This is a genomic window from Sphingobium xenophagum NBRC 107872 (assembly GCF_000367345.1).
Classification (GTDB): Bacteria; Pseudomonadota; Alphaproteobacteria; order Sphingomonadales; family Sphingomonadaceae; genus Sphingobium; species Sphingobium xenophagum.
In genome coordinates this window covers 1-18,428 of the sequence record NZ_BARE01000063.1, presented here as the reverse complement: position 1 = coordinate 18,428, position 18,428 = coordinate 1, and the positions used below count along the sequence as shown (strand labels likewise).

Annotated in this window: 21 protein-coding genes and 1 pseudogene; 7 read left to right on the top strand and 15 right to left on the bottom strand. The window is 62.0% G+C overall.

Annotated features, from left to right (window positions below):
- Positions 1 to 30: 30 nt before the first annotated feature.
- Complete coding sequence (locus tag SX1_RS19815; RefSeq protein WP_019054472.1) at positions 31 to 510, bottom strand: Ros/MucR family transcriptional regulator; 480 nt, start codon at positions 508 to 510, stop codon at positions 31 to 33.
- 109 nt (positions 511 to 619) lie between these two features.
- Between SX1_RS19815 and SX1_RS19810 the strand changes: the two genes are divergently transcribed.
- Positions 620 to 1,444: a GIY-YIG nuclease family protein gene (locus SX1_RS19810; protein ID WP_019054471.1), complete on the top strand. Its 825-nt coding sequence runs from the start codon at positions 620 to 622 to the stop codon at positions 1,442 to 1,444.
- A 148-nt stretch (positions 1,445 to 1,592) separates the two neighbouring features.
- Here the strand turns inward: SX1_RS19810 and SX1_RS19805 are convergent, their stop codons facing one another.
- The 3 genes from SX1_RS19805 to SX1_RS19795 form a co-directional block, all read right to left on the bottom strand.
- Complete coding sequence (locus SX1_RS19805; protein ID WP_019054470.1) at positions 1,593 to 1,847, bottom strand: hypothetical protein; 255 nt, start codon at positions 1,845 to 1,847, stop codon at positions 1,593 to 1,595.
- Positions 1,848 to 1,949: 102 nt separating this feature from the next.
- Positions 1,950 to 2,285, bottom strand: a complete 336-nt coding sequence (locus tag SX1_RS19800; protein WP_019054469.1) for a single-stranded DNA-binding protein — start codon at positions 2,283 to 2,285, stop codon at positions 1,950 to 1,952.
- Between the two features lie 497 nt (positions 2,286 to 2,782).
- Positions 2,783 to 3,127 carry a thermonuclease family protein gene (locus SX1_RS19795; RefSeq protein ID WP_019054468.1) on the bottom strand — a complete coding sequence of 115 codons (345 nt, stop codon included), beginning with the start codon at positions 3,125 to 3,127 and terminating at the stop codon, positions 2,783 to 2,785.
- 401 nt (positions 3,128 to 3,528) lie between these two features.
- Between SX1_RS19795 and SX1_RS23105 the strand changes: the two genes are divergently transcribed.
- Together SX1_RS23105 and SX1_RS19780 are read left to right on the top strand one after the other, a co-directional pair.
- The gene (locus SX1_RS23105) at positions 3,529 to 3,717 is read left to right on the top strand and encodes a hypothetical protein (protein ID WP_043146142.1); all 189 of its coding nucleotides are present in this window, start codon (positions 3,529 to 3,531) and stop codon (positions 3,715 to 3,717) included.
- Between the two features lie 325 nt (positions 3,718 to 4,042).
- Complete coding sequence (locus SX1_RS19780) at positions 4,043 to 5,275, top strand: DUF1173 domain-containing protein (protein ID WP_019054465.1); 1,233 nt, start codon at positions 4,043 to 4,045, stop codon at positions 5,273 to 5,275.
- Between the two features lie 6 nt (positions 5,276 to 5,281).
- Here SX1_RS19780 and SX1_RS19775 read toward each other — a convergent pair whose 3' ends face one another.
- The 5 genes from SX1_RS19775 to SX1_RS19755 form a co-directional block, all read right to left on the bottom strand.
- Entirely contained in the window at positions 5,282 to 5,785 is a 504-nt protein-coding gene (locus tag SX1_RS19775) for a hypothetical protein (protein WP_026149979.1), read from the bottom strand.
- Between the two features lie 89 nt (positions 5,786 to 5,874).
- Positions 5,875 to 6,387 (bottom strand): hypothetical protein, encoded by a 513-nt coding sequence (locus SX1_RS19770; RefSeq protein ID WP_019054463.1) that lies wholly within the window; start codon positions 6,385 to 6,387, stop codon positions 5,875 to 5,877.
- A 52-nt stretch (positions 6,388 to 6,439) separates the two neighbouring features.
- Positions 6,440 to 6,763 carry a hypothetical protein gene (locus SX1_RS19765; protein WP_019054462.1) on the bottom strand — a complete coding sequence of 108 codons (324 nt, stop codon included), beginning with the start codon at positions 6,761 to 6,763 and terminating at the stop codon, positions 6,440 to 6,442.
- Positions 6,750 to 7,214, bottom strand: a complete 465-nt coding sequence (locus SX1_RS19760) for a hypothetical protein (protein WP_019054461.1) — start codon at positions 7,212 to 7,214, stop codon at positions 6,750 to 6,752. The genes SX1_RS19765 and SX1_RS19760 overlap by 14 nt, the downstream gene beginning before the upstream one ends.
- Positions 7,215 to 7,266: 52 nt before the next feature.
- Positions 7,267 to 7,887, bottom strand: coding sequence for an SOS response-associated peptidase (locus tag SX1_RS19755; protein WP_019054460.1), 621 nt, complete (start codon positions 7,885 to 7,887; stop codon positions 7,267 to 7,269).
- A 97-nt stretch (positions 7,888 to 7,984) separates the two neighbouring features.
- Here SX1_RS19755 and SX1_RS19750 point away from each other — a divergent pair, with 97 nt between their 5' ends.
- Positions 7,985 to 8,176, top strand: coding sequence for a DUF6771 family protein (locus SX1_RS19750; RefSeq protein ID WP_019054459.1), 192 nt, complete (start codon positions 7,985 to 7,987; stop codon positions 8,174 to 8,176).
- 12 nt (positions 8,177 to 8,188) lie between these two features.
- On the opposite strand, the gene SX1_RS19745 is transcribed toward SX1_RS19750, so the two are convergent.
- From SX1_RS19745 to SX1_RS19725, 6 genes and pseudogenes are all read right to left on the bottom strand, one after another.
- On the bottom strand, positions 8,189 to 8,545 hold the full coding sequence (locus SX1_RS19745) for a hypothetical protein (RefSeq protein WP_019054458.1): 357 nt from the start codon (positions 8,543 to 8,545) through the stop codon (positions 8,189 to 8,191).
- Positions 8,546 to 8,713: 168 nt separating this feature from the next.
- Positions 8,714 to 9,235: a DUF736 domain-containing protein gene (locus tag SX1_RS19740; protein ID WP_019054457.1), complete on the bottom strand. Its 522-nt coding sequence runs from the start codon at positions 9,233 to 9,235 to the stop codon at positions 8,714 to 8,716.
- A gap of 118 nt (positions 9,236 to 9,353) precedes the next feature.
- Positions 9,354 to 9,449, bottom strand: a pseudogene (locus tag SX1_RS25075) (IS630 family transposase); the annotation flags it as partial.
- 94 nt (positions 9,450 to 9,543) lie between these two features.
- Positions 9,544 to 10,440, bottom strand: a complete 897-nt coding sequence (locus tag SX1_RS19735; RefSeq protein ID WP_019054456.1) for a 3'-5' exonuclease — start codon at positions 10,438 to 10,440, stop codon at positions 9,544 to 9,546.
- A complete protein-coding gene (locus SX1_RS19730) occupies positions 10,433 to 12,439 on the bottom strand; it encodes an ATP-binding protein (RefSeq protein ID WP_019054455.1) in 2,007 nt (668 codons plus the stop codon). Before SX1_RS19730 ends, SX1_RS19735 begins: the two co-directional genes overlap by 8 nt.
- Positions 12,429 to 13,736 (bottom strand): SIR2 family protein, encoded by a 1,308-nt coding sequence (locus tag SX1_RS19725; RefSeq protein WP_157410314.1) that lies wholly within the window; start codon positions 13,734 to 13,736, stop codon positions 12,429 to 12,431. The genes SX1_RS19730 and SX1_RS19725 overlap by 11 nt, the downstream gene beginning before the upstream one ends.
- Positions 13,737 to 14,163: 427 nt before the next feature.
- Between SX1_RS19725 and SX1_RS19720 the strand changes: the two genes are divergently transcribed.
- The 3 genes from SX1_RS19720 to SX1_RS24925 all read left to right on the top strand — a co-directional run.
- On the top strand, positions 14,164 to 15,360 hold the full coding sequence (locus SX1_RS19720) for a hypothetical protein (protein ID WP_167539653.1): 1,197 nt from the start codon (positions 14,164 to 14,166) through the stop codon (positions 15,358 to 15,360).
- Between the two features lie 358 nt (positions 15,361 to 15,718).
- The gene (locus tag SX1_RS19715) at positions 15,719 to 16,369 is read left to right on the top strand and encodes a hypothetical protein (RefSeq protein ID WP_019054452.1); all 651 of its coding nucleotides are present in this window, start codon (positions 15,719 to 15,721) and stop codon (positions 16,367 to 16,369) included.
- A 403-nt stretch (positions 16,370 to 16,772) separates the two neighbouring features.
- On the top strand, positions 16,773 to 18,428 hold a 1,656-nt coding region (locus SX1_RS24925; protein WP_019054451.1), incomplete at its 3' end, for an McrB family protein.

Below are 18,428 nucleotides of genomic sequence, written 5' to 3'. Positions count from 1 at the left end.
AATATCAATAACTTAGCTGGCTGAGCAGCCTCAAGCCGCGTCCGACGAACCAAAGGCAACGCCCAGTTTCTTGCGCGGCTTGATTGCCTTGGCAGGCTTCGCCTGTGCCTTCGGGCTTTGTCCAGGCTTGCGGCCAAGTCCGATCCGCAACGCGAGTTCCTTGCGCCTGGCGGCATAGTCGGGCGCGACCATCGGATAGTCTGCAGCCAAGTTCCAACGCACGCGGTATTCGGCGGGCGTCAGTCCGTGCACGGTGCCAAGGTGGCGCTTGAGCATCTTCATTTTCACACCGCAATCGAGGCAGGTCACCGCGTCGGGCTTGACCGATGCTCGGACCGAGACTGCGGGCGCGCGGACTTCCTCTTCCAGTTCGGGAGCCTGACCGAGCGAAGCCAGCGAAGCGTAGACCGATTGGATCAGGCCCGGCAGCGCATCCGCTGTGACCGAATTGTGGCTTACATGAGCGGAAACTATGTCGGCAACGTGATCCAGAAGCATGTCGTCGGCCATGTGGAGTGTCCCTCGCGCCAAAAGAAGCAGGAACCCTATGGGCGCTTATCGATCATTGCCAGCGCAATTTCCGTGGCAATTGGACCGCCTCTACCTCTAGGCTGGATCCATGGCTCTCTCGTTCAACGCGCTTCTTCGCAGTTATGGCATCGACCCTGCGCAGGTTCGACTTTTGCGTCATCAGACGAACCCTTCCCAAGGCCGAACCCTCTACGGTCTCTGGCGCGATCAACACGCCGAATTCTTGCGCTACCAGAGCATCCAGACAAGCCAGAACCGGTCTCGCCTGGCCTCACCGTATTGGGCGAGCTTTGTCGTCACGCCCGCAAAGTCGGACATGTTTGTCGGGGTCTGGCAGGTCCGGCACAGTGGCACCTGCCCGCCGGGCACCACCGATCCGCTGAGCGGACACGATGTGGCGGGTCTCGACCAGTACGAGCAAGTCTTCGTTGACGCCTCGGCCGAACATGTGGGCCGCGTCTTCATCGACTGGGGAGGAGGTACCCGCAGTTGGGCGCAACGGGCCGGCAAGCAGGACAAGCCGATCATCGAGTTGACCCGCACGTTCCAGGAGCAGGCATTTCCCGGCTACGGCCGCTTCATCGCGAACCTCTCGGCGCTCGAATCCTTGCCGGCGGGTTGGCTTACGGCCTTGACCGCAGTGCGCGGCGTCTACCTCCTGACTTGCCCCCGCACGCGCGAGCAATATGTCGGCTCCGCATCAGGCGAAGGCGGCCTGCTTGCCCGGTGGCTTGAATATGCCCGGAGCGGCCACGGCGGGAATGTCGGCCTCAAGAGCCGCGATCCCGCAGACTACCAGGTTTCGATCCTCGAGATCTGCGGCAGCGCTGCGACGATCGAGGAAATCCTCGGCACCGAGCAGTTGTGGAAGGCAAAGCTGCAGAGCCGCGAGATGGGCCTCAACCACAATTGAGCAAAAAAGGGGCCAGCTTGCGCCAGCCCCCTGAGAAGTCTTGGGAGAGGATGCCTGAAAGGCACCTTGAATCTGGCGCGACTCCGCTAATGCTGCAAGTGCGAAATAAGGCCCGCCAGTTGCGTTCTGTGCATCGCGGCATCCGCGTTCACCCCGGCGGCCGGTAGCGCGGGGTCGGATCGGCAAACCGGCTCGGATGGGTGAGTTCGGTGCGGGCGACACGGAACGTGTAGCCGTCCCATTCGCGCCAGGGATGGTAGCGGCCTGTCTCGTCGAGACGGCCGTAGCAGACTCGCGCGAGGACTGTCGGACAGGCAGGATCGTCTTCAAGCAGCGCCACCGTGAAGGTGCCGCCCATGCCGCTCGGCGTATCCCACACCGGCGTCTCGGCAGCGATCGTCATCAGGCTATTCCTGTTTTTGTGAGGTATCGGGGGTGCTGATCCGCTGTAGGACTGGGCCCCGCACCCGGTTGGGAGGCGGCGCTGCCGCCTCCCGGGCTCCGGTCAGAGGAAGAGGACTTCCTCGGCGACGATCTCGACCGCGTAGCGCTCGACGCCCTCGCGGTCCGTCCACTTCGAGTAGTGGAGGCGGCCCTGGACTTCGACCATATCGCCCTTCTTCTTGTGCTTGGCGACCGAAGTGCCGAGGCCGTTGAAAGCGGTGACGCGGTGGAATTCGGCGAGGGTCTCGGTGTAGCCGGCCTCGTTCTTGACCGTCTTGCCGTCGACCAGCTTGGGGCGGTCGGTGACAAGGGTGAAGGAGGTGATCTGGGTGTCGCCGGCGTGGCGGGTTTCGGGTTGGCTAGCAATGCGTCCGATCAGGATGACGAGGTTCTTCATGGGGTTTCTCCGTGGCTTGAATTCGGCGGAACCGCCCGCCGATGAACACCACAGGCAGGGCCAAAGGCCCGGGCCCGCACCGAACGCCAAAAATCAAACGGGCGTGAGGGAAACCCAAAAGCGAGGAGTGGTGCGGCAAGCCCGCAGGGCTTCACGGTCCGCTGCTTTTGGGTTGCGGCCAGGGACTGGCGCTGCACAGGTTCATCGGCAAACGAAGGGCGGTTTCGTCAGTTCAAGCCGCAGGTTTCCCAGCCAACCGGGCCCGTCAGCCTTGGCTGCATCCCGTCAGGGCATCCCGGCACTACGCCGGTGCGCCATTCGCAGTCACCCCCTCGCACCGAACTCCGCCTGAGCATGTCCGGGCAAGTCAGAACGAGATCGCGCGAGAGACCCCGATTTCTCTCCGCCCAACCGACACGGCCTTGAGCGTCCGCGCCTGCACGAAGAGCGGGTCTGGTCCGGGAATATCAGGGAGCCACCAAGTGAGAATGGGCGCGTCAGCGCCAGGGCTTCGCGAGACCCTGCGCGATCAGGTGGTCGCCGGCGTCCACGCCGTTCACCGAGATGGTGGCAAGCGTCCGCCCATAGGGGTCGGTGCCAAGCCGCGTGATCATGACACGCCCACGCGAGACGAACCGCACGAGCGCGACGCGCGATGCTTCCCCGGCAGCAAAATCACACCAGGCGTAGGACCGGCGACGGTCCTGACACTTGGGACTATCCGGCAGTTCAGGTGCATCGATATTGGCGATGCGCACCCGCTCGCGGCCGCAGCGGATAGTGTCGCCATCGTGGACGCTGGGCGAAAGACACAGGGCGGCGGCGGCAAGGACAACGGACATGGTGCGATACCCTATCGTCAACCGGGCGGCGCGCCAACCAGCCTTTCCCCGCGCGAAAACTCCACTGGCCCCGATCGTTACCCGAAAGGGCCGGCATTCATGCCGGCGAGCTTGGGTGAGCAGCGGCGCGAGAGCGGCGTTGTCTCACCCTAGCGAGTAGAGCGGGTCGCCCCAAGTCCCGCGCGGGGCGCGGGCGCAGGGGTGCCCCCTTCCCCTTTGCTCGAAAGACATCATCACCACCGTATCAATTGCCGCCGACACCGATATGCTGCGCTCTTCGCGCAGATGCCAAGGCCCACTGCCGCAGGCAGGAGCGTGCCGGCGGCAAGTCCAAAAGGACTGCCGCGAATGGAGCCGCCGATACGGGGCCAAGCCGTGTCCGCAGGAGAGGAGATAAGCCAATGACGGATGGACCGGAAATGCCGAGCGCATTGCAGGTTGCACAGGCGCTGTCACACGTGCTGCGCGCCAAGCTCGCCGATCTAGCCGCCGAGACGATCAGCCTCACCCGCGAGGAAGCAGCGCTGTGCCTCGGGCTGGCCGATGGCGTTGCCGAGAACCTCGGCAGGAACGACGCAGATCACAGCTGAGGACTCTGAAGGCAAACAGCAGCCTGGCGGACGTTGAGCCCGAGTTCGCCGAGGAGCTCGCCGGCCCGCTCGCAAGAGATGGTCGCACCGCGGAACAGTGCGGCATCGACCAGACGCAACCCGCCAAGGTCCAGGCCGCGCACACCCGCAAGCCAGGGTAAAGCGATCTTTTACGCAAACCCGGCCCGGGAGCCGAACCTTGCCGCATCCGCAAGGCCAGCTTAGACTGACCCCAGCGTTCCTATCCGGGGCCGCATCAAACCGAAGGAGATACGCGAGAGGTCGAACGGGCAGCGTCGATCGCGAGAAATTGGAAGGACCACCAATGATCCAGCGATACCGTGTGCTCGGCCGCAGCGTGGCCGAAGGCGATGATCTTCAGTCCGTGCTGCGCGAAGCCTATGAGCGCAAAGGCAAGGTTCTGTGCGAATGCCGCAAGGGGACCGAGCTTCCACTCTACATCTCGCACCGCCAGACCCGTTACGTGCTCGCACGTTGGCCAGGTTCGGGCGCGCGCCATGCGACCGCCTGCGACCACTATGAGGCGCCCGATTACCTGACCGGCATGGGCCAGGTGCGTGGGAGCGCCGTGATCGACGATGAGACGAGCGGCGAGACCAGCCTCAAGCTCGGCTTTCCGCTATCACGCGGATCAGCCCGGCTCGCTCCCTCGGCGCTCACCAACGACAAGCCGACGGTGAAATCGTCGGGGCAGAAACTCTCGATGCGCGGGCTTCTGCACGTGCTGTGGGATCGGGCGGAGCTGACCCACTGGCATCCCAAGATGGCGGGCAAGCGCACATGGTTCGTGGTGCGCCGCGCATTGCTCGAGGCAGCGGCCAGCTGCCGGGCAAAGCAGGAAGCCCTGCCGCACGTCCTGTTCGTGCCCGAGAGCTTCAAGATTGAAGAAAAGGAAGAGATCCGGGCGCGCCGCCGCGCGGCGCTGGCCAGGGTCTATGCCTCGCGCGACGAGATGATGGTGGTGGTGGGCGAGATCAAGGAGATCGTCCCCGCGCACGGCGCCGAGAAGATCGTCCTGCGCCATGTCGGCGACATGCCCTTCATGATGGACCAGGACATGGCGCGGCGCTTTCACAAGCGGTTCGCGGGCGAACTTGCCCTGTGGCAGGCTCAGGACGGTCCACATGGCAAAAGTGGTCATCTCGTGCTCGCCGGTTCGTTCGCGCGGCGCCGCGAAGGAACGTTCGACCTCATCGAGGTCGCGCTGATGCCGGTGACGCCCGAGTGGCTCCCCTACGAAACCAGCGACGAGCGCTACCTTATCGGCAAGGCGGTTGCGGAAAAGCGGCGGTTCGTAAAGGGCCTTCGCGTCAATCTCGACACTGACACGCCGATCGCAAGCCTGGTGCTCAAGGACACTGGCGAGGAAGCCAGCGCGATCCATATCCATGACCGTGACAACGAGGTGGCCGAGCCGTTGGAAGCGCTGCTCGCCGGGCAAGGCGTCGCGCACTTGCTGTGGAAGGAGGGCGAGCCGCTTCCGGCTCGCGTCAGTCGGCCGCCGCGGCGAAGCTGGGAGCGCCCGGAAGCGGCGTGAGCGAGGTCAGTCCTCGCTGGTCGGGAGCGGCCTGGTCGGCAGGAGGTCGAGGCGCCTGGGCACTTCGCCGATCGTCCGCAGGGCTTCGAGCCGGGCAGCGACCTCGCCCTCGTGCTGGGTGATCTCAATCCGGTTCAGCCCGACGATGGTCCAGACCGCGAGCTCGGGCCGCTCGGTCACGTGGACCGAGTAGGCGATCGGCAGCTTCTCGGGATAGAGCCAGAGCAGCAGCACCGGGAGCGCGCCGAGGTTGGGCCGGCCATCGATGGCGACGAGAGTCATCAGAGACGTGTCGCGGTCATACCGGCAGGTGATCCCGAGCGGCTGCGGGTGTCCGGCAAGGCCGAGGATCGTCTCGCATGGCTTTGCACCGAACAGGGCGTCGAGCTCGGCCGGCGGCTCGGCACTGGCGTCCTGCGCCACCTCGGCGAGGAACAGTTCGACCGCGGCAAAGCGCGCTGCTTCGTCGCGGCTGCAGGCAAGCTCAAGAGAGAGGGTGATCGAGGACATGGCATTGGCTTTCAGTTGTGAACCGCGCGTGCCCCGTCCCATCGCCATGGCAATGCGTAGAACGGCGCAATCACGGGAGTTTGAACGGATCAGAGGACCAGATGGCGCTCGACATGAGCGCGCTCGCGGTCCCGCTGCAGATTGAAAACCGGCACGCCGTGGGTCGCAGCGATACGCAGCGCCTGGCCGGTGCCGCCCGAGGCTTCGCCGTCGGCGGTCCAGCACAGCACGAATTCCGCAGGGCTATCGAGCCTCGGTCCCAGCACCTGGAAGACATTGCGCGTGTGCAGCGCCTGGACGAAAGGCGAGAGCCCCGCGAAGGCAGGATGATGCGCGGCGGCTATGTCGCGCGCCCTGCCCCAGAGCTCTGCGCCCAGCGCTTCGGGATGCAGAGTGCTCACCGAACCGCGCCAGCCTGGCGCCGGCAGGAAGATCTGCGCATCGCGGCCGCCCCCACGTTCGAAGGCACTGTCGGCGCCAATCGCGCGGCCCGAGCGCAGGACGTAGCCCCGCTTGCACAGCGCAAAGGCCGCACGGGTCATCAGGCTGAGGATGGGCGGCGGCGTCGCGCGCGCGCCGATCCCGGCGTAGAAGCGAGGCATGGGCTGGTCTCCTTGACGAACGCCCAGCTCCAGCCCCCTTCCCTCCGCTGGCTCAGTCGTCTGGATACCAGGACAGCACCGGCGCCGCCGGGTTAACCGCATCGAAGGCGGCGATCCGCGCATTGGTGATGAAGGTCGCAGGATCCCCGAGAGCGACATAAGCGCCATAGAATCGACCGCCTGCATGGACGAAATGGGCGTGGACGTCCTCACTCACCGCCTCGGTGACGAAGAATCCCGGCACGCCCTGGATGTGCGCGGGCGGCAGGACGCCGAGCATGTCGTCGAAGAATGCCTCACTCACCCGCGATAGCGGGAAGCGGGCGAGCAGCGCCGCGCGCGAACTGGCCAGAAGGGCAGCTTCAGTCTCGGTCATTGGAAACACTTCCGGAGACGACGAAAGCCGGGATCATCACTTCAGCGCGGTCGATCGCGCGTTTCAGATCGCGCAGCCGCGTGAATCTGCGAATCCACGACGGCGGGAAGAGGACATATTCGTCTTCGCTCGCCGTGTAATCGCGCATCGAGCTCGCCCCGTCGAAGAGAATGATCTCGGAAAGGAAGGCGCCAAGGCAGCCGCCCGACCAGCGGCGAAACGGCAAGCCGTGCTCGGCGCAGAAGTTATCAATGTCGGGGATCTGCCCGCCATTGAGCTCGGTGCCGTAGAGTTCGAGCGGCTCGCCTTCGGGCAGCACGGCGGGATCGAAGGGTTCGCCGTCCCACTCGGTGCGCAGGTCATAGTCTGCGGCGTGGCCGGCGAAGGTGGCGAGATGTTCGCGCGGCAAAGTGCCGCCGATGGTGATGTGGACAGGGGCACGGTCGCCCATGGGCAAGGTCCTTTCGCTTGGGTCTGATCCGACCCGCGAAACCCCCCTCCCCTCAGCCTGTTTTCGCTGCGGGGCGCCTCGCGCCCCAGCGCTCGGCTGTGCGATCGACATCGAGTTTGCTGGGACAGGTTTGGCACAGCGCGAAAGCCTCGGCGGGCGTACCTGAAAGCCACTGCTCCCAGCTCTCCTTAGCGAGGACGACCGGCATGCGGTCGTGTACTTCGGCTATTTGCGGACAGCCATCGACCATGATCATCGAATAGGCCTCGCCCCATTCCTCGGTCGGCCGCCACAGGCCTGCGACCGCGAAGAGGTCATCGCCGGCGAGCGAATACCAGGTGCGGGTCATCTGGCCCTTGATCCCCTCGGCCTCTGCCCAGGCGGTGACCGGGATCAGGCAGCGACGGCGCTCGAAGCTCGGCCGCCAGAACCCGGTGCCGAGCTTGTCCTCGCGGGCGTTGTTGACGGGCTTGGGCCTCAGCGGTTGTCCGTTCTTGCCCTTGAGCGCCAAGGGAAACCCCCAGGTCATCACCCGCGCCGCGCCCTCGGCGACGACGAGGCCGGGATAGCCGGGATAGACTTCGGCGGCGAAATTGGCGCCCTCGCCTCCGCGCGCGCCGAACAGCCGGGCGATTTCTGCAGGGGCCTTGGTCATGCGGTACAGGTTGCACATGGGCTGATGGTCTTCGGACCACCCTTCCCTGTCAATTGCGAACGGGAGCAGCACCGATTATCTTGCAAAGATGTTCCTTATATGTTCTTATAGGCAAATGGAACGGATTGATACATCTGCTGTCGCCCATGCGATCCTGGACGCCCCGGGGTGGGCGCGGGTCGGTATCACTGCCCCAAGCTCATGCCTGCGCGAGGATGCGGCGCTTGAACTCGCGCGCGTCATTGCCGATGCGGTCGATGCGCCGGCAAGCGCGCCTTCGCCCGAGCAGTCCTCGCTGCCGCTCTGATCCCGCGGGGCCTCAGCGGGCCGCGCGCGCGAGCAGCCTTTCGACTTGTGGATCGAGCGGGAAACCAAGACGCCTGGCGATCTCGGCAGCGTGTTCGAAGTCGGCAAGGCTGACGTGGAGCGAGCGGGCGAGATCCGCCAGCGTCTCACCGTCACGCGGTGCGGACAGGGCATGGAGCTTTCCTTGCGCCGTCGTGACCGCAAAAGGCCAGGTCATGGCGACGCCGACCACTTTTTCGGCCAGCACAATGAGCGTGTCGCCGGTTTGAATAGTCTCGTCGCATTGCGTGGCATCATAAGCATTGCCGGTGCTGGCAAAGGCATGATGGCGCCGTGTGGTAAAAGCGAAGCGTTCGCTATCGGTCAGCATGTTTAGGCTCCGGATTTCCCCAAGCAAATGAAGAGGCGGAACGCCGGGCGGGGGGCAGTGCCGACGTTCCGCCTCAGGCCGCGCAGGGGGGGGGCTCATCCGCGGCCTATGCGAGGACGGCGGGGATCCGCTGCTGCGGTCCCCGCCGGTTGGAGTTGGAGGTGCCGATCAGGCGTCGACGAGGGGCGGCAGCGCGCCGTCGTGTTCGGCGCCGTCCTTGGCATTGGCCCGGCCGCGCTTGACGGGCGGGGTTGCAGTGCTGTCACCCAGGCCATCGCCGGCCTGCTCGGTGCCGCGCTCGTCGCCACCGGTGTCGTCAGCCGGGAACATGTCGCTCTCGCCGTATTCGCTCGAGCCGAGCTGGCTGTTGCGGCGACGCGGACGCTGCCAGGCGACCGCCATGGTGCCGTCTTCGCGGGGGAAAGCGGCGATGTAGAGCGGCTGCGCCATCGACGGATCGTCGATCTTGCCCTGGTAGAAGCTCTCGCCGGTCGAGTTCGAGGAGAGTTCGAAGAGCGCGCCGACGATCACCCAGCGGCGCTGGTCGTTGAGCGCGACGATTTCGAACTTGGGCGCGCGCGGGTTGCTGGAGGTCACCGGCCGCAGGCCGATGGTGCGCGTGATGGTGAGCGTTTCGACAGAGCCGATCAGCTGGCCGTTGGCGTTCTTGCGGATTTCACCAATGTTCATGGACTGTCTCCTGGTAGGATCAATTGCGACCGAACCCCTTGTCCGATCACTCTCTTCCCACCCCCCTTCCCTCCCGGCCGTAAGGCCGAAGCTGCGGGCACTGCCCGCAGAGGTGTCCAGGACCGCCCAGCACCATCGGCGCGACCATGCCAGTCATGCGCAAGCCCGCGACCCACGTGGTGGTCTTGCGATGGCCATGCGGGTATCCTTCCCGATCGACTACATGCTTGCCTGACGGCAATCTCGTCTCACCCGCGATGCCGATTGCCGGTCGGCGCAGTTCGGCAAAGACTTGATCGTTATTGCGGTTAACCGACCGGGGCGATGCGACTAGAATGGCGATTGAACGCCGTGATCGTTGCGGTCCTAATAATAGTGTCTCGCTTGTATATTTCCGCACAGAGGAACGCCTTCTCGGCTTCAATGTCGGCTTCGCCCACGTCGATCCACCAGGAACGCGGCTGACCGTTGTCATCGCCGTTCCACCGATACCCGCGCTGCTTCAGCACATCTTTCGATTCGAACGGTGAGTTCTCGGCCCAGCACCTGAGAGTGGTCCTGCGCGCTGAGGCGAGGAGGGCAGCAAACGCGCGTCCGCCGGTAACCGGAAGCTTATGGGAGAGGAGTTCAATTGCCGCATGGCAGTCATTCACAGCACGGTGCCGATCGTAGTAAAATCCGCTGCTTAGCGCCAGAAAGGCGAGCTTGCTGCTTTCGAAGCCCTCGGCGGCCCAGGAAACCTCGCTCATCGAGCATGCCCAAGGATTCTGTGCCAGCGCTGGGCAGAACCTTTCCAAATATCGTCGGTCGAAGGGCGCATTGTGCGCGATTACAAGGTTGGCGCCCGCAAACGCGGCCACTTCGACCGGATCGATCGACTTTCCCTCAACCATTGCATCGTCGATGCCGGTGATCTTCGTCACTTCTGCTGGGATGGTTAGCGTCGGCTGCCTAAGCGAGCTGAAAGCATCGCCAATGCCCACGATTTCTCCGTCGATTGAATAGAAAAACGGGACCATCGCCAGCTCGATGATCTCGTCTGTGTCGGGATCCAGGCCGGTTGTTTCGACGTCCAAGAGCAGCGCGCGGCGAGTGCCGGCCGGTGCCTCCAGCATAGGTGCCGTCGGCCGCAAGCGGCGCAGAACCCGGAAGTCCCCGTGAGCTTCGAGCGCGGCGATCATCTCATCCGGAGTCAGGTTAGTCATCGTCGACCCCGAGGTCGGCGGCTGGCATCAGCGGCAGGAGCGTGGGTCGCCCCGCTTCGTGGAACCACAGGTCGACGATCTTGGCGTCGTCACTGGCTGGCAAAGGGTCGGCGCGGCGCACCCTGAAAGTGGTGGGCAGGTTCACCGAGTTGCCGAACACCAAGGCGTGCTGCTTCGGCAGCGACGGAAGCCTGCGGAGCACGCTGTCGGAAATGAAGGGCGTCATCTGCCTTATCTGGGACAGGTCGTCCGGGTTTTGAATCCGGTGGACGACGAAGTTCGAGCATTGAGACAGCACGGTCTTCGAGAGTTCACTGGGGCGCTGTGAGGCGACCAGCAGGAACAGCCCGTATTTTCGCCCTTCTTTCGAGATCCGTTCGAAAATCCGGCTCGCATCCAGTGCGTAAAGCGACGGCGTGGACGCAACATAGCGGTGCGCCTCCTCGAGCAGGAGGTGCACGGGGAAACGGTTACGAGGCTCCGCCTGCCGGAGAAGGCGGAAGATCATGCGGGCGGCTACCGCGCTGACCAGCTCGACCACCTCGTCTTCTACCGCGTTCATGTCGATGATGACAATCTGCGCACCCTTGGTGTGACCACCCTCTATTGCATCCAGGCCCAGGAGGTTAGCCATGAACGCCTGCCGGTCGCCCGCGCCCGCCGCCGCTTCGTGGCGGAGAAAATGGTAATCACCACGCTCCTCTAGCGCCTTGAAACGCGTGACCATCTGCGCGCAGTAGTCGCGTATCTGGCGGTTTCCGTGAGCCTCCTGGTAAAGCAGCGCGAGATCGATCGCATCGCCGAGGGCAGAGAAATCGAACGGCGTACCGTCATAGTCAGGGAGCTTCAGGTCGGGGACGATGAAGCCAGCCTGATGGTCGCCGCCGGCCAGATACTGATAGGCGCCCTCAATCCCGGGCATGTTACCGAAGTTGACTGCGATCATCCCATTGAGTTGAGCCGTGTTGATCTCGACCGTGTTGAACCGCTGGAGGATGCCGCGGATACGCGTCTGCTTGGCCCCCGGCTGGGTTTCGTCGCTGAGGATCTGGGTGATGCAGGTCGCCAGCATGTGGTTGCGGATGACGTTCAACTGGTCGGCAGCGGCACCCCCGAACAGCGTCGCAAGTCCGAGCGCCATGCGAAGGATAGGCACTTGGGTGCGCTCGCTGGCCTGGAGCAGCAGCTCCCATTCCGACAGATCAAGGAACCAGTGCGGAAGGCGGAAGCGATCTGCTGACGCCGAGCCGTCGAGGATGAGGTGCTTGACGCCGATGTCGACAGTTTCCGGCAGTTTCTTGAACGCCCGGTCGTATTCTCCGTTCACGTCGAGGACGACGAACGTCGCTCCTCGCGCGTGGTGCTCGTCAGGCTTTTCGAACAGCGCCTGAAGTATCGAGGCCACCGTGCACGATTTCCCACTGCCCGTGTTGCCGAGTACGGCGACATGGCCGCCGAAGAAGTCGTCGATCCGAACCTTGACCTCATAGTCCTCGAAGACGACCGACTGGCCGATCCCTAGGTTGCGGTAGCGCGTCGCGTCCGCCGGCACGCAATCGGCGCCGTCGTGTCCGAGCGCCGGTTCCGCGTCGGTCTCAGTGTCAAAGATGCGGTCGAGCTCGCTGTCGAGGGCATAAAGCGCGTCCGCGTAGAGTGACGGGAAGATCGAGACGCCGAACCGGAACTTCTTGTCGCCTGCGGCCGGCAGCATCCCAACGGGAACAACGTCGAGGTATTTCGCCGAGTTCGCCTTATCCAGTTGCCCATCGCCGGTGCCACCGCTGGCGACGTCCCGTTCGCGCAAGCCCACAACCTCGGCGACAACGTACTCAGACTGAGCGGGGATCATGAGAAACGAGCCCAGTCTGGCGACATAGTGGAGATCGTCGAAGCCAACCACAGTGAAATTGTCGGTGCCGCCGAGCATCTCGATGACGAATCGGTCCGCCGCGACCGAGGTGACCTTGCCGATCGCCCGGCGGCGATCGTCAGAGCTCACCCTCGCCTCCGCTCTTCGTGCGGCCGAGGTTCTCGAGCACGAGCTTCACGGCATCGTCGATGCGCTCAGCGGGCCGTTGCGGCAGGAAGTGCTCGACCACGGTGTCGAAGTAGTGTGCCCGGGTGCCGTCGATCGGTCCGTCGCCTCCGATGATCCAGATGCGAGGATCGTTTAGCTTGCGGAGCTTGGCGATCTCGCCTTCCGATTCCGGATCGGCGAAGATGATCAACCGAAAGGTCGGGATCGTGAGCGCCTGATAGATGATGTTGTTGAGGTGTTCGTCGCCGAAGGCAAAGCCCGCAGTAATGAGGACACTCTGCTCCCGCACTATCCTCGACTGAAACTCGCGGAACAGGTCGGCATAGGGTGATCCCAGGCTCGAATTCTGCTTAGCCGGGGTCGGGTAGATCATCACCTTGCTGGGTGCATCCTGTGGCCACAGTTCCCGCACGGGGAAAAGGCCGTGATCGTCCTCGGTCCAGCTGATCGAACCGTGAACCTTGCACAGGTAAACAAACCCGTCGACGGCTGACCATTTCCGGTTCGAGAGGTCCAGTTGTTCTGCGAGGGCATAACGGAAGGTCGCTGGATTGAAGCGGCGCTCCACTACGCCCGAAAAACCATTCGCGTAAGGAAGGCCTAGGCGGTCCATCGCGCGCTCGTTGAAGAGGTCGTAGTTGGTCGTGAACACCCACGGTCGCGGCAGCGACCGATCACGCAGCACGAGTTTGCGGTAGAAGGACTCGTACAGTTCGAGCACGGCGCTGTCACCGTGCGCAAAAGCGCCGTCGGTGCAACGCTCCCACAGGAAGTCCTGAACCTTCTTTATGATGGCCTCGATCTTCGTTCTGCTGACTCCGTGCTCGGGTTTGTCGCTGCGCGAGAACACGAAACGAAGGCTGTGCAACAGTTCCATCAGTCGCTCTAGGTTACGCGCATATTCCGTGCCGACGACCTTGGCTCCCAGCTTGGCCAGGTAATCCACATCGTCCTTGTCGAGGGCCCACGCGGGCGGGACGACGAGGTTCAGGTCGTTATCGAGTTCGCCGGTCGGGTGACTGCAGAATTCTTTTGCCAGCGGCGCCATCGTCGCGATACCGCGCTCCTTGCCGTCCCCCAGGAGCGACGAGCAGCCCGCGCCGAGCAGGAAAGCGACATTGCGGGCGTTGAGCGCCTCGCCGAGCGCCTTGCGGACCTGTTCTTGACCTTGGCCCCATGCTAAAGGCGGCGTCGGATTGTCGCCGGATCGAATGAAGTGGAACTGGCGGACGGGCTGACCCGTGACTTCATCGGGCACAGACAACACTCTCGTTTGGCCTCCCCGGCTTGGTGGTCGTAATTGACATCGTCGGTGTTCCCCTTTTCAATATCTTAGCCCAGTTTAAGACCGAATCCATCGCCTTCCCGTTTTTTTGCTGGCGTCAAGCGTAACAGCGACCGACCGAAGGTCGCACACTGAAACCGTGACCCATACCTGTTGGGCCTAATTGTCGCATTTCAGCTCGACGAGCCGCACGTTAACAAAGGGCAGGAGTCAGGAAAGTGTTTGGAGACGTTGAAAGTCGGGTAGGTCAGCGGAGTCTGCATCAAGATAGGGATGTGGCCTCGTATTAACGAGGACTATAACGTATCGCATGACAATCTCGAATGCCCACAAAGCGGTCGACATGATGTTAGACGCCATGTTCTGCCAGCGAACTTCTGATCGGCGGCAACATAGCTTTATGTATAACAAGCCGGGCGGGCATCCTCTCGTAGGCGGGGCTGGCTTTGAGGTGAACTACGACGATCGCGGATTGCTGAAGGCCGCGCTCTTCATGCGTCGCAATGCTGCCCCGCATCTTGGATCGCTGTCGGTGGGTGACGTCGAAAAGGTGCTGACGGACTTTATCTGCGATAACTTCTGGATCATTGACAATGAGGCTTGGGAGGGCTGTCTACTCGGCGTGGGCCAAGCCCGAGACGCTCCGTTCTCGGAGTTCGTTTCGGTCGGCACGAAAGAGCGCTTGGCCGAAGCAATTGCCGTCTCGGACATCTTCGTTGAACCCCGCCAGCTTGTCACATTTCCGTTAGTGACGGTGCGTGTGGAGGAGGAGTTCGAGTGCCCCACATTCTTCTTCGTCAGGCCGGATGGCCTGAAACTTAGCCGATTGCCTCCCGGCTATATCGACGCCGATCTGCAATCCGATAGCTTCCCTCCATTCGGCCGGTGGGACGGCCTCCGCCGATCGCCATCGTCATGGCTCGGTGTTTGGGCAGGCACAGCGGAGGTCGCAAAGCGGCATAGGGCTGCCATCGTCGGTGCTTTGGCCCTCCTTCCCCACCGTCTGGAGCGATATCTGTTTTCCGGCCGCACGTTGTTCGGCGGCCTCTGCACGTTCGCAGGCTCGCTCAGCATGACGACTGGCGACCCGCATACGCCGCCACTGTCAGAGGATATTGTTATCGGGAAAGCGGATCACGGGTGGCTGACAATCCTGGCCGACAAGCTCGTCTCGCCGGCAAAAGTCGACAAGCGGCAGATGCGTGCGCTTGAATATTTCTTTCGTGCGTGGGTGCCTGATCCTACGCGCCGCTTCCCCACGCTATTCGGCGCGCTCGACGCGATCTACGGGGATGCCGGCAAGGCGACACAGAGCGTAATCGAAGCCGTTGGTCCGGTCATGGGCTCTGCCTACGACTACGATCGGCTGAAACTCCTGCTCGGTCTCCGAGCCAGCGTCATCCATGGCGGTGCTCCGAACGTCTATGAATCGAGCGACTATCACAAATATTATGAGCGCCACGAAGAGGACGCGACCCGCGACCTCGAACTGATCGTCGCACGATGCCTTCAAACAGTAATCTTCGGAACAGCCATGCAGGCGCGGCCGTACACCCACGCCGCACTTATCAAGCAGCACACGGGTCGCGATATCTGACGGAATGCGGCAGGTGGTCGTCTGTTGACGGGGACGGTTCCGGCTGAGTGCGGAACCTTACGAAAGCAGGGATTTGAAGCTGATTGGCGCGCAGATTTGCGGGGTTTTGAATGTGCAATGAGAAAAGATACGGCGATCATAAGAGGCGGGATGCGCACAGGCGGGGTTGCCGTAGCCAAAATCGGGCAAAACGCAGAGCAACCGTTGACAGTCGCATGATATGCGATCAGCGTTGTTGACGGCCTTACCTCCATGCCTGTCGCCAAGCTAAACAGGTTTCGATTAACTCTTTAATCTGCCCGCGAAACCAGTGGTCAGATCGATTAAATGGCGACCGATGCGACCCATTGGAGTTCGTATGGCTATCCTGCTGCCAACATCTGCGAATATTCGTTTGCTCAAAAGCACCCTTATGGGTGATTTTGAAATGCGCTCCGCGCACGCCACGGAAGCGATTGCCGCCCTGATCGGATTTCGATCCAATTCAGCTTACCTGGCGACTTCCAATCATCTGCCCGACGTGACGGTTTACGAGGCGGATTTCGATGCCTTCGAGGATCGCGCAGCCCACCTGGGTTACGATAGAACGTCGTCTGAATTCCTGCGATTCATTTTCAAAGGGATCGATTGGCCGGACCCAGCTTGGAGACTGTTCAACAAGCGAGACTCCGCCGCCCGGGATGCATGGTTTTATGAGTGCCAACGGCGCAAGATTCCATTTCTGCATATATCAAGGGCAACGAAGTATTGCTCGGTTCATTGGGATCATATAAGCTTGGACTCTGAATACGATCAAATAGTTAGGCAAGCTGCCGAGGGTGATATGGGGAGGGTTTTATTTCGAACCTATCAGCTGATTGCTGCCAGCGTTGAGCCCAAGAGCTTTTTTAACGGCAGCGCTTTGGTGGGGGACGTGACCGGCCTGTCTGAATCATGCGCTCGACAGATTGGCAACTCGTTCGCGCTGAGGCTCTTTCCAGGCAACGTGGAATCCGCCTTGGCGGCATGACAAAATACGGAAAGCCGCGATATCGGCGGCTGTCCATTTGCCAAGCAATTTTAAAGGTTCGAATTCTGGCCTGCGCTCGTGGCGTGCAACAGGCCAGTGTGCACCCCTAACTCAGTCATTCTGACCGGGTAAAATTGGTTGCAAAGACGACTTCCTCCAGCCCAACTCCCATCAGGAACGATGCAGTAGATCTTCAAAATCGGCACTTGCGGCACGGCTAGTTCGCTGCGTAATGTCAAAAACTAAATGAGGCTGAATCTTAAAACTTTAACCGGCAAAATGCCACATGTCCTGACGGCGTACACATCAAGACAACGACGCCGGTGGCGACTTCATTAGCATGAGAAAACCTCAGACGGGAAAGCCCTATCCAGCTGGTTTGGCTGCCAGAGGAGATAATGCTGTGCTCAGGGAGGCGCTTGAACGCAGCCCGACCGACCTACTCGACGAGCTGCGCTTCATTTGGGACTTGCCAGAAGGCAAGCCCATCCGCGTCATCGGCCGAGTGTGGTGCAAGGATCTGGACGGGGGCGGCAGTATTTGGTTTCTTGACGATATCGAGCATCCGGTGAGTGGCGTCGGCCTACTTTATCCATCATTGCCCGATGCGCTCAATACCCTTGGCCCTCGGCCAGCTGCAGCATTCGTCCCTCCCGGGCATTCGCGCGAAATACTGGATTTTCGCGCTGTCGCATCAGGAGGACAGTGGGCAATTGCTGAGTTGGAACTCGCTTCGATCAAGGAGCGTAAGAAGCATGCAAATCCTTGGCGATTAGACGTTTGCTCTGGAACGCTTCGGCCACTGAGCGAAATCCCGGACGACTGGCAGGTTAGTGTCAATGGCACTGAATCAGCTCGGCGGATCGCAACTTTAGCGCGCGATGAAATCGAGGAATACCTTCGCAAATTGGTTCTCGAAGAGGACCAGGAGTTGGCGCGCCGCCTGGAAGAAAACGACAAGGCCCTCGACAATCTGACAGCGACACGTCGGCAGGCAGAGGCGGACACCGCAGCGGCCCATGCCCACATCGAGGCTGAACTTTCATCCCATCGTCAGCGCCGCGATGAAGCGGAGCGAAGTGCCAACGACTTGCAGGCCCAGTTTGTCGCCGCGCAAGACAGCTTCCTCGCCTACCAACGAACCGTGGAACAAGAGAAGAATACAATGGAAATCGCCTATCGTCGCTTGGAAGAGCTGCTTTCTGAGAAGGGCGACAGGCTGATCGCGCTCGGACTAGTCGACACCGAGGATGTGGAGGCGCTGATACCCTGTATGGGCGCCTTGGAAGATACGCGCATTGGTACCAGCTTCGCGGAAGCTCTGCCCGGTGGCTTCGCCCAGCTTGCGCCTTTGCTACAGGCTCGGATGGCCGAACAGGACCTTCTCTACTCACAAGCCCAACTCCGGGACTTTCTGGCACTGCTTCGCACCCGTGACCTTGTGGTCCTGGCGGGGGATTCTGGCTCGGGCAAGACAAGTTTGGTGCGGGCGGCAGCCAAGGCCATCGGTGGGACATGCACAATCATCCCTGTAAAGCCGAACTGGACAGGCCCGGAAGATCTTCTCGGATACTTCAATCCAATAGAACGGAGCTATCAGGCAACGCCTTTTCTGCTCGCCTTACAGGCTGCCTCGCGCGATCCGCATGTTCCTCACTTCATCTGCCTTGACGAAATGAACTTGGCGCGCGTGGAGCACTACTTCGCCGATTTTCTCAGTCTTCTTGAGAACCGCACGAAGGCACCCGAGATTTCTCTCTACACGTCCGACGAGGAACGTCACGTGGTAGTAGAGCAGGGGATTTTTCTGGAGATCGAGGCGGAAGCGCGGCGACGCTCCGGGCTTAGCGATAGCGCCACTCTAGAAGATGTCTTGCGAGACGATCGTGCCAATGCCGAACTCCACCGCATGGGCGGCTTCGCGGACAACGAATCTGTTCTGGTGCATCACGGTCGACTGCGGCGCTCGCTCGCGGCCCAGATGCGCATGCCCACCTCGCTCGTATTACCAGAGAACGTGTGGATCTTCGGCGCAGTGAATATGGACGATACCACGGCT

Excerpts from the sequence above, each read along its gene's own strand:
- SX1_RS19815 (WP_019054472.1), bottom strand. The coding sequence starts at position 510 with ATGGCCGACGACATGCTTCTGGATCACGTTGCCGACATAGTTTCCGCT.
- SX1_RS19810 (WP_019054471.1), top strand. The coding sequence starts at position 620 with ATGGCTCTCTCGTTCAACGCGCTTCTTCGCAGTTATGGCATCGACCCT.
- SX1_RS19805 (WP_019054470.1), bottom strand. The coding sequence starts at position 1,847 with ATGACGATCGCTGCCGAGACGCCGGTGTGGGATACGCCGAGCGGCATG.
- SX1_RS19800 (WP_019054469.1), bottom strand. The coding sequence starts at position 2,285 with ATGAAGAACCTCGTCATCCTGATCGGACGCATTGCTAGCCAACCCGAA.
- SX1_RS19795 (WP_019054468.1), bottom strand. The coding sequence starts at position 3,127 with ATGTCCGTTGTCCTTGCCGCCGCCGCCCTGTGTCTTTCGCCCAGCGTC.
- SX1_RS23105 (WP_043146142.1), top strand. The coding sequence starts at position 3,529 with ATGACGGATGGACCGGAAATGCCGAGCGCATTGCAGGTTGCACAGGCG.
- SX1_RS19780 (WP_019054465.1), top strand. The coding sequence starts at position 4,043 with ATGATCCAGCGATACCGTGTGCTCGGCCGCAGCGTGGCCGAAGGCGAT.
- SX1_RS19775 (WP_026149979.1), bottom strand. The coding sequence starts at position 5,785 with ATGTCCTCGATCACCCTCTCTCTTGAGCTTGCCTGCAGCCGCGACGAA.
- SX1_RS19770 (WP_019054463.1), bottom strand. The coding sequence starts at position 6,387 with ATGCCTCGCTTCTACGCCGGGATCGGCGCGCGCGCGACGCCGCCGCCC.
- SX1_RS19765 (WP_019054462.1), bottom strand. The coding sequence starts at position 6,763 with ATGACCGAGACTGAAGCTGCCCTTCTGGCCAGTTCGCGCGCGGCGCTG.
- SX1_RS19760 (WP_019054461.1), bottom strand. The coding sequence starts at position 7,214 with ATGGGCGACCGTGCCCCTGTCCACATCACCATCGGCGGCACTTTGCCG.
- SX1_RS19755 (WP_019054460.1), bottom strand. The coding sequence starts at position 7,887 with ATGTGCAACCTGTACCGCATGACCAAGGCCCCTGCAGAAATCGCCCGG.
- SX1_RS19750 (WP_019054459.1), top strand. The coding sequence starts at position 7,985 with ATGGAACGGATTGATACATCTGCTGTCGCCCATGCGATCCTGGACGCC.
- SX1_RS19745 (WP_019054458.1), bottom strand. The coding sequence starts at position 8,545 with ATGCTGACCGATAGCGAACGCTTCGCTTTTACCACACGGCGCCATCAT.
- SX1_RS19740 (WP_019054457.1), bottom strand. The coding sequence starts at position 9,235 with ATGAACATTGGTGAAATCCGCAAGAACGCCAACGGCCAGCTGATCGGC.
- SX1_RS19735 (WP_019054456.1), bottom strand. The coding sequence starts at position 10,440 with ATGACTAACCTGACTCCGGATGAGATGATCGCCGCGCTCGAAGCTCAC.
- SX1_RS19720 (WP_167539653.1), top strand. The coding sequence starts at position 14,164 with ATGTATAACAAGCCGGGCGGGCATCCTCTCGTAGGCGGGGCTGGCTTT.
- SX1_RS19715 (WP_019054452.1), top strand. The coding sequence starts at position 15,719 with ATGGCTATCCTGCTGCCAACATCTGCGAATATTCGTTTGCTCAAAAGC.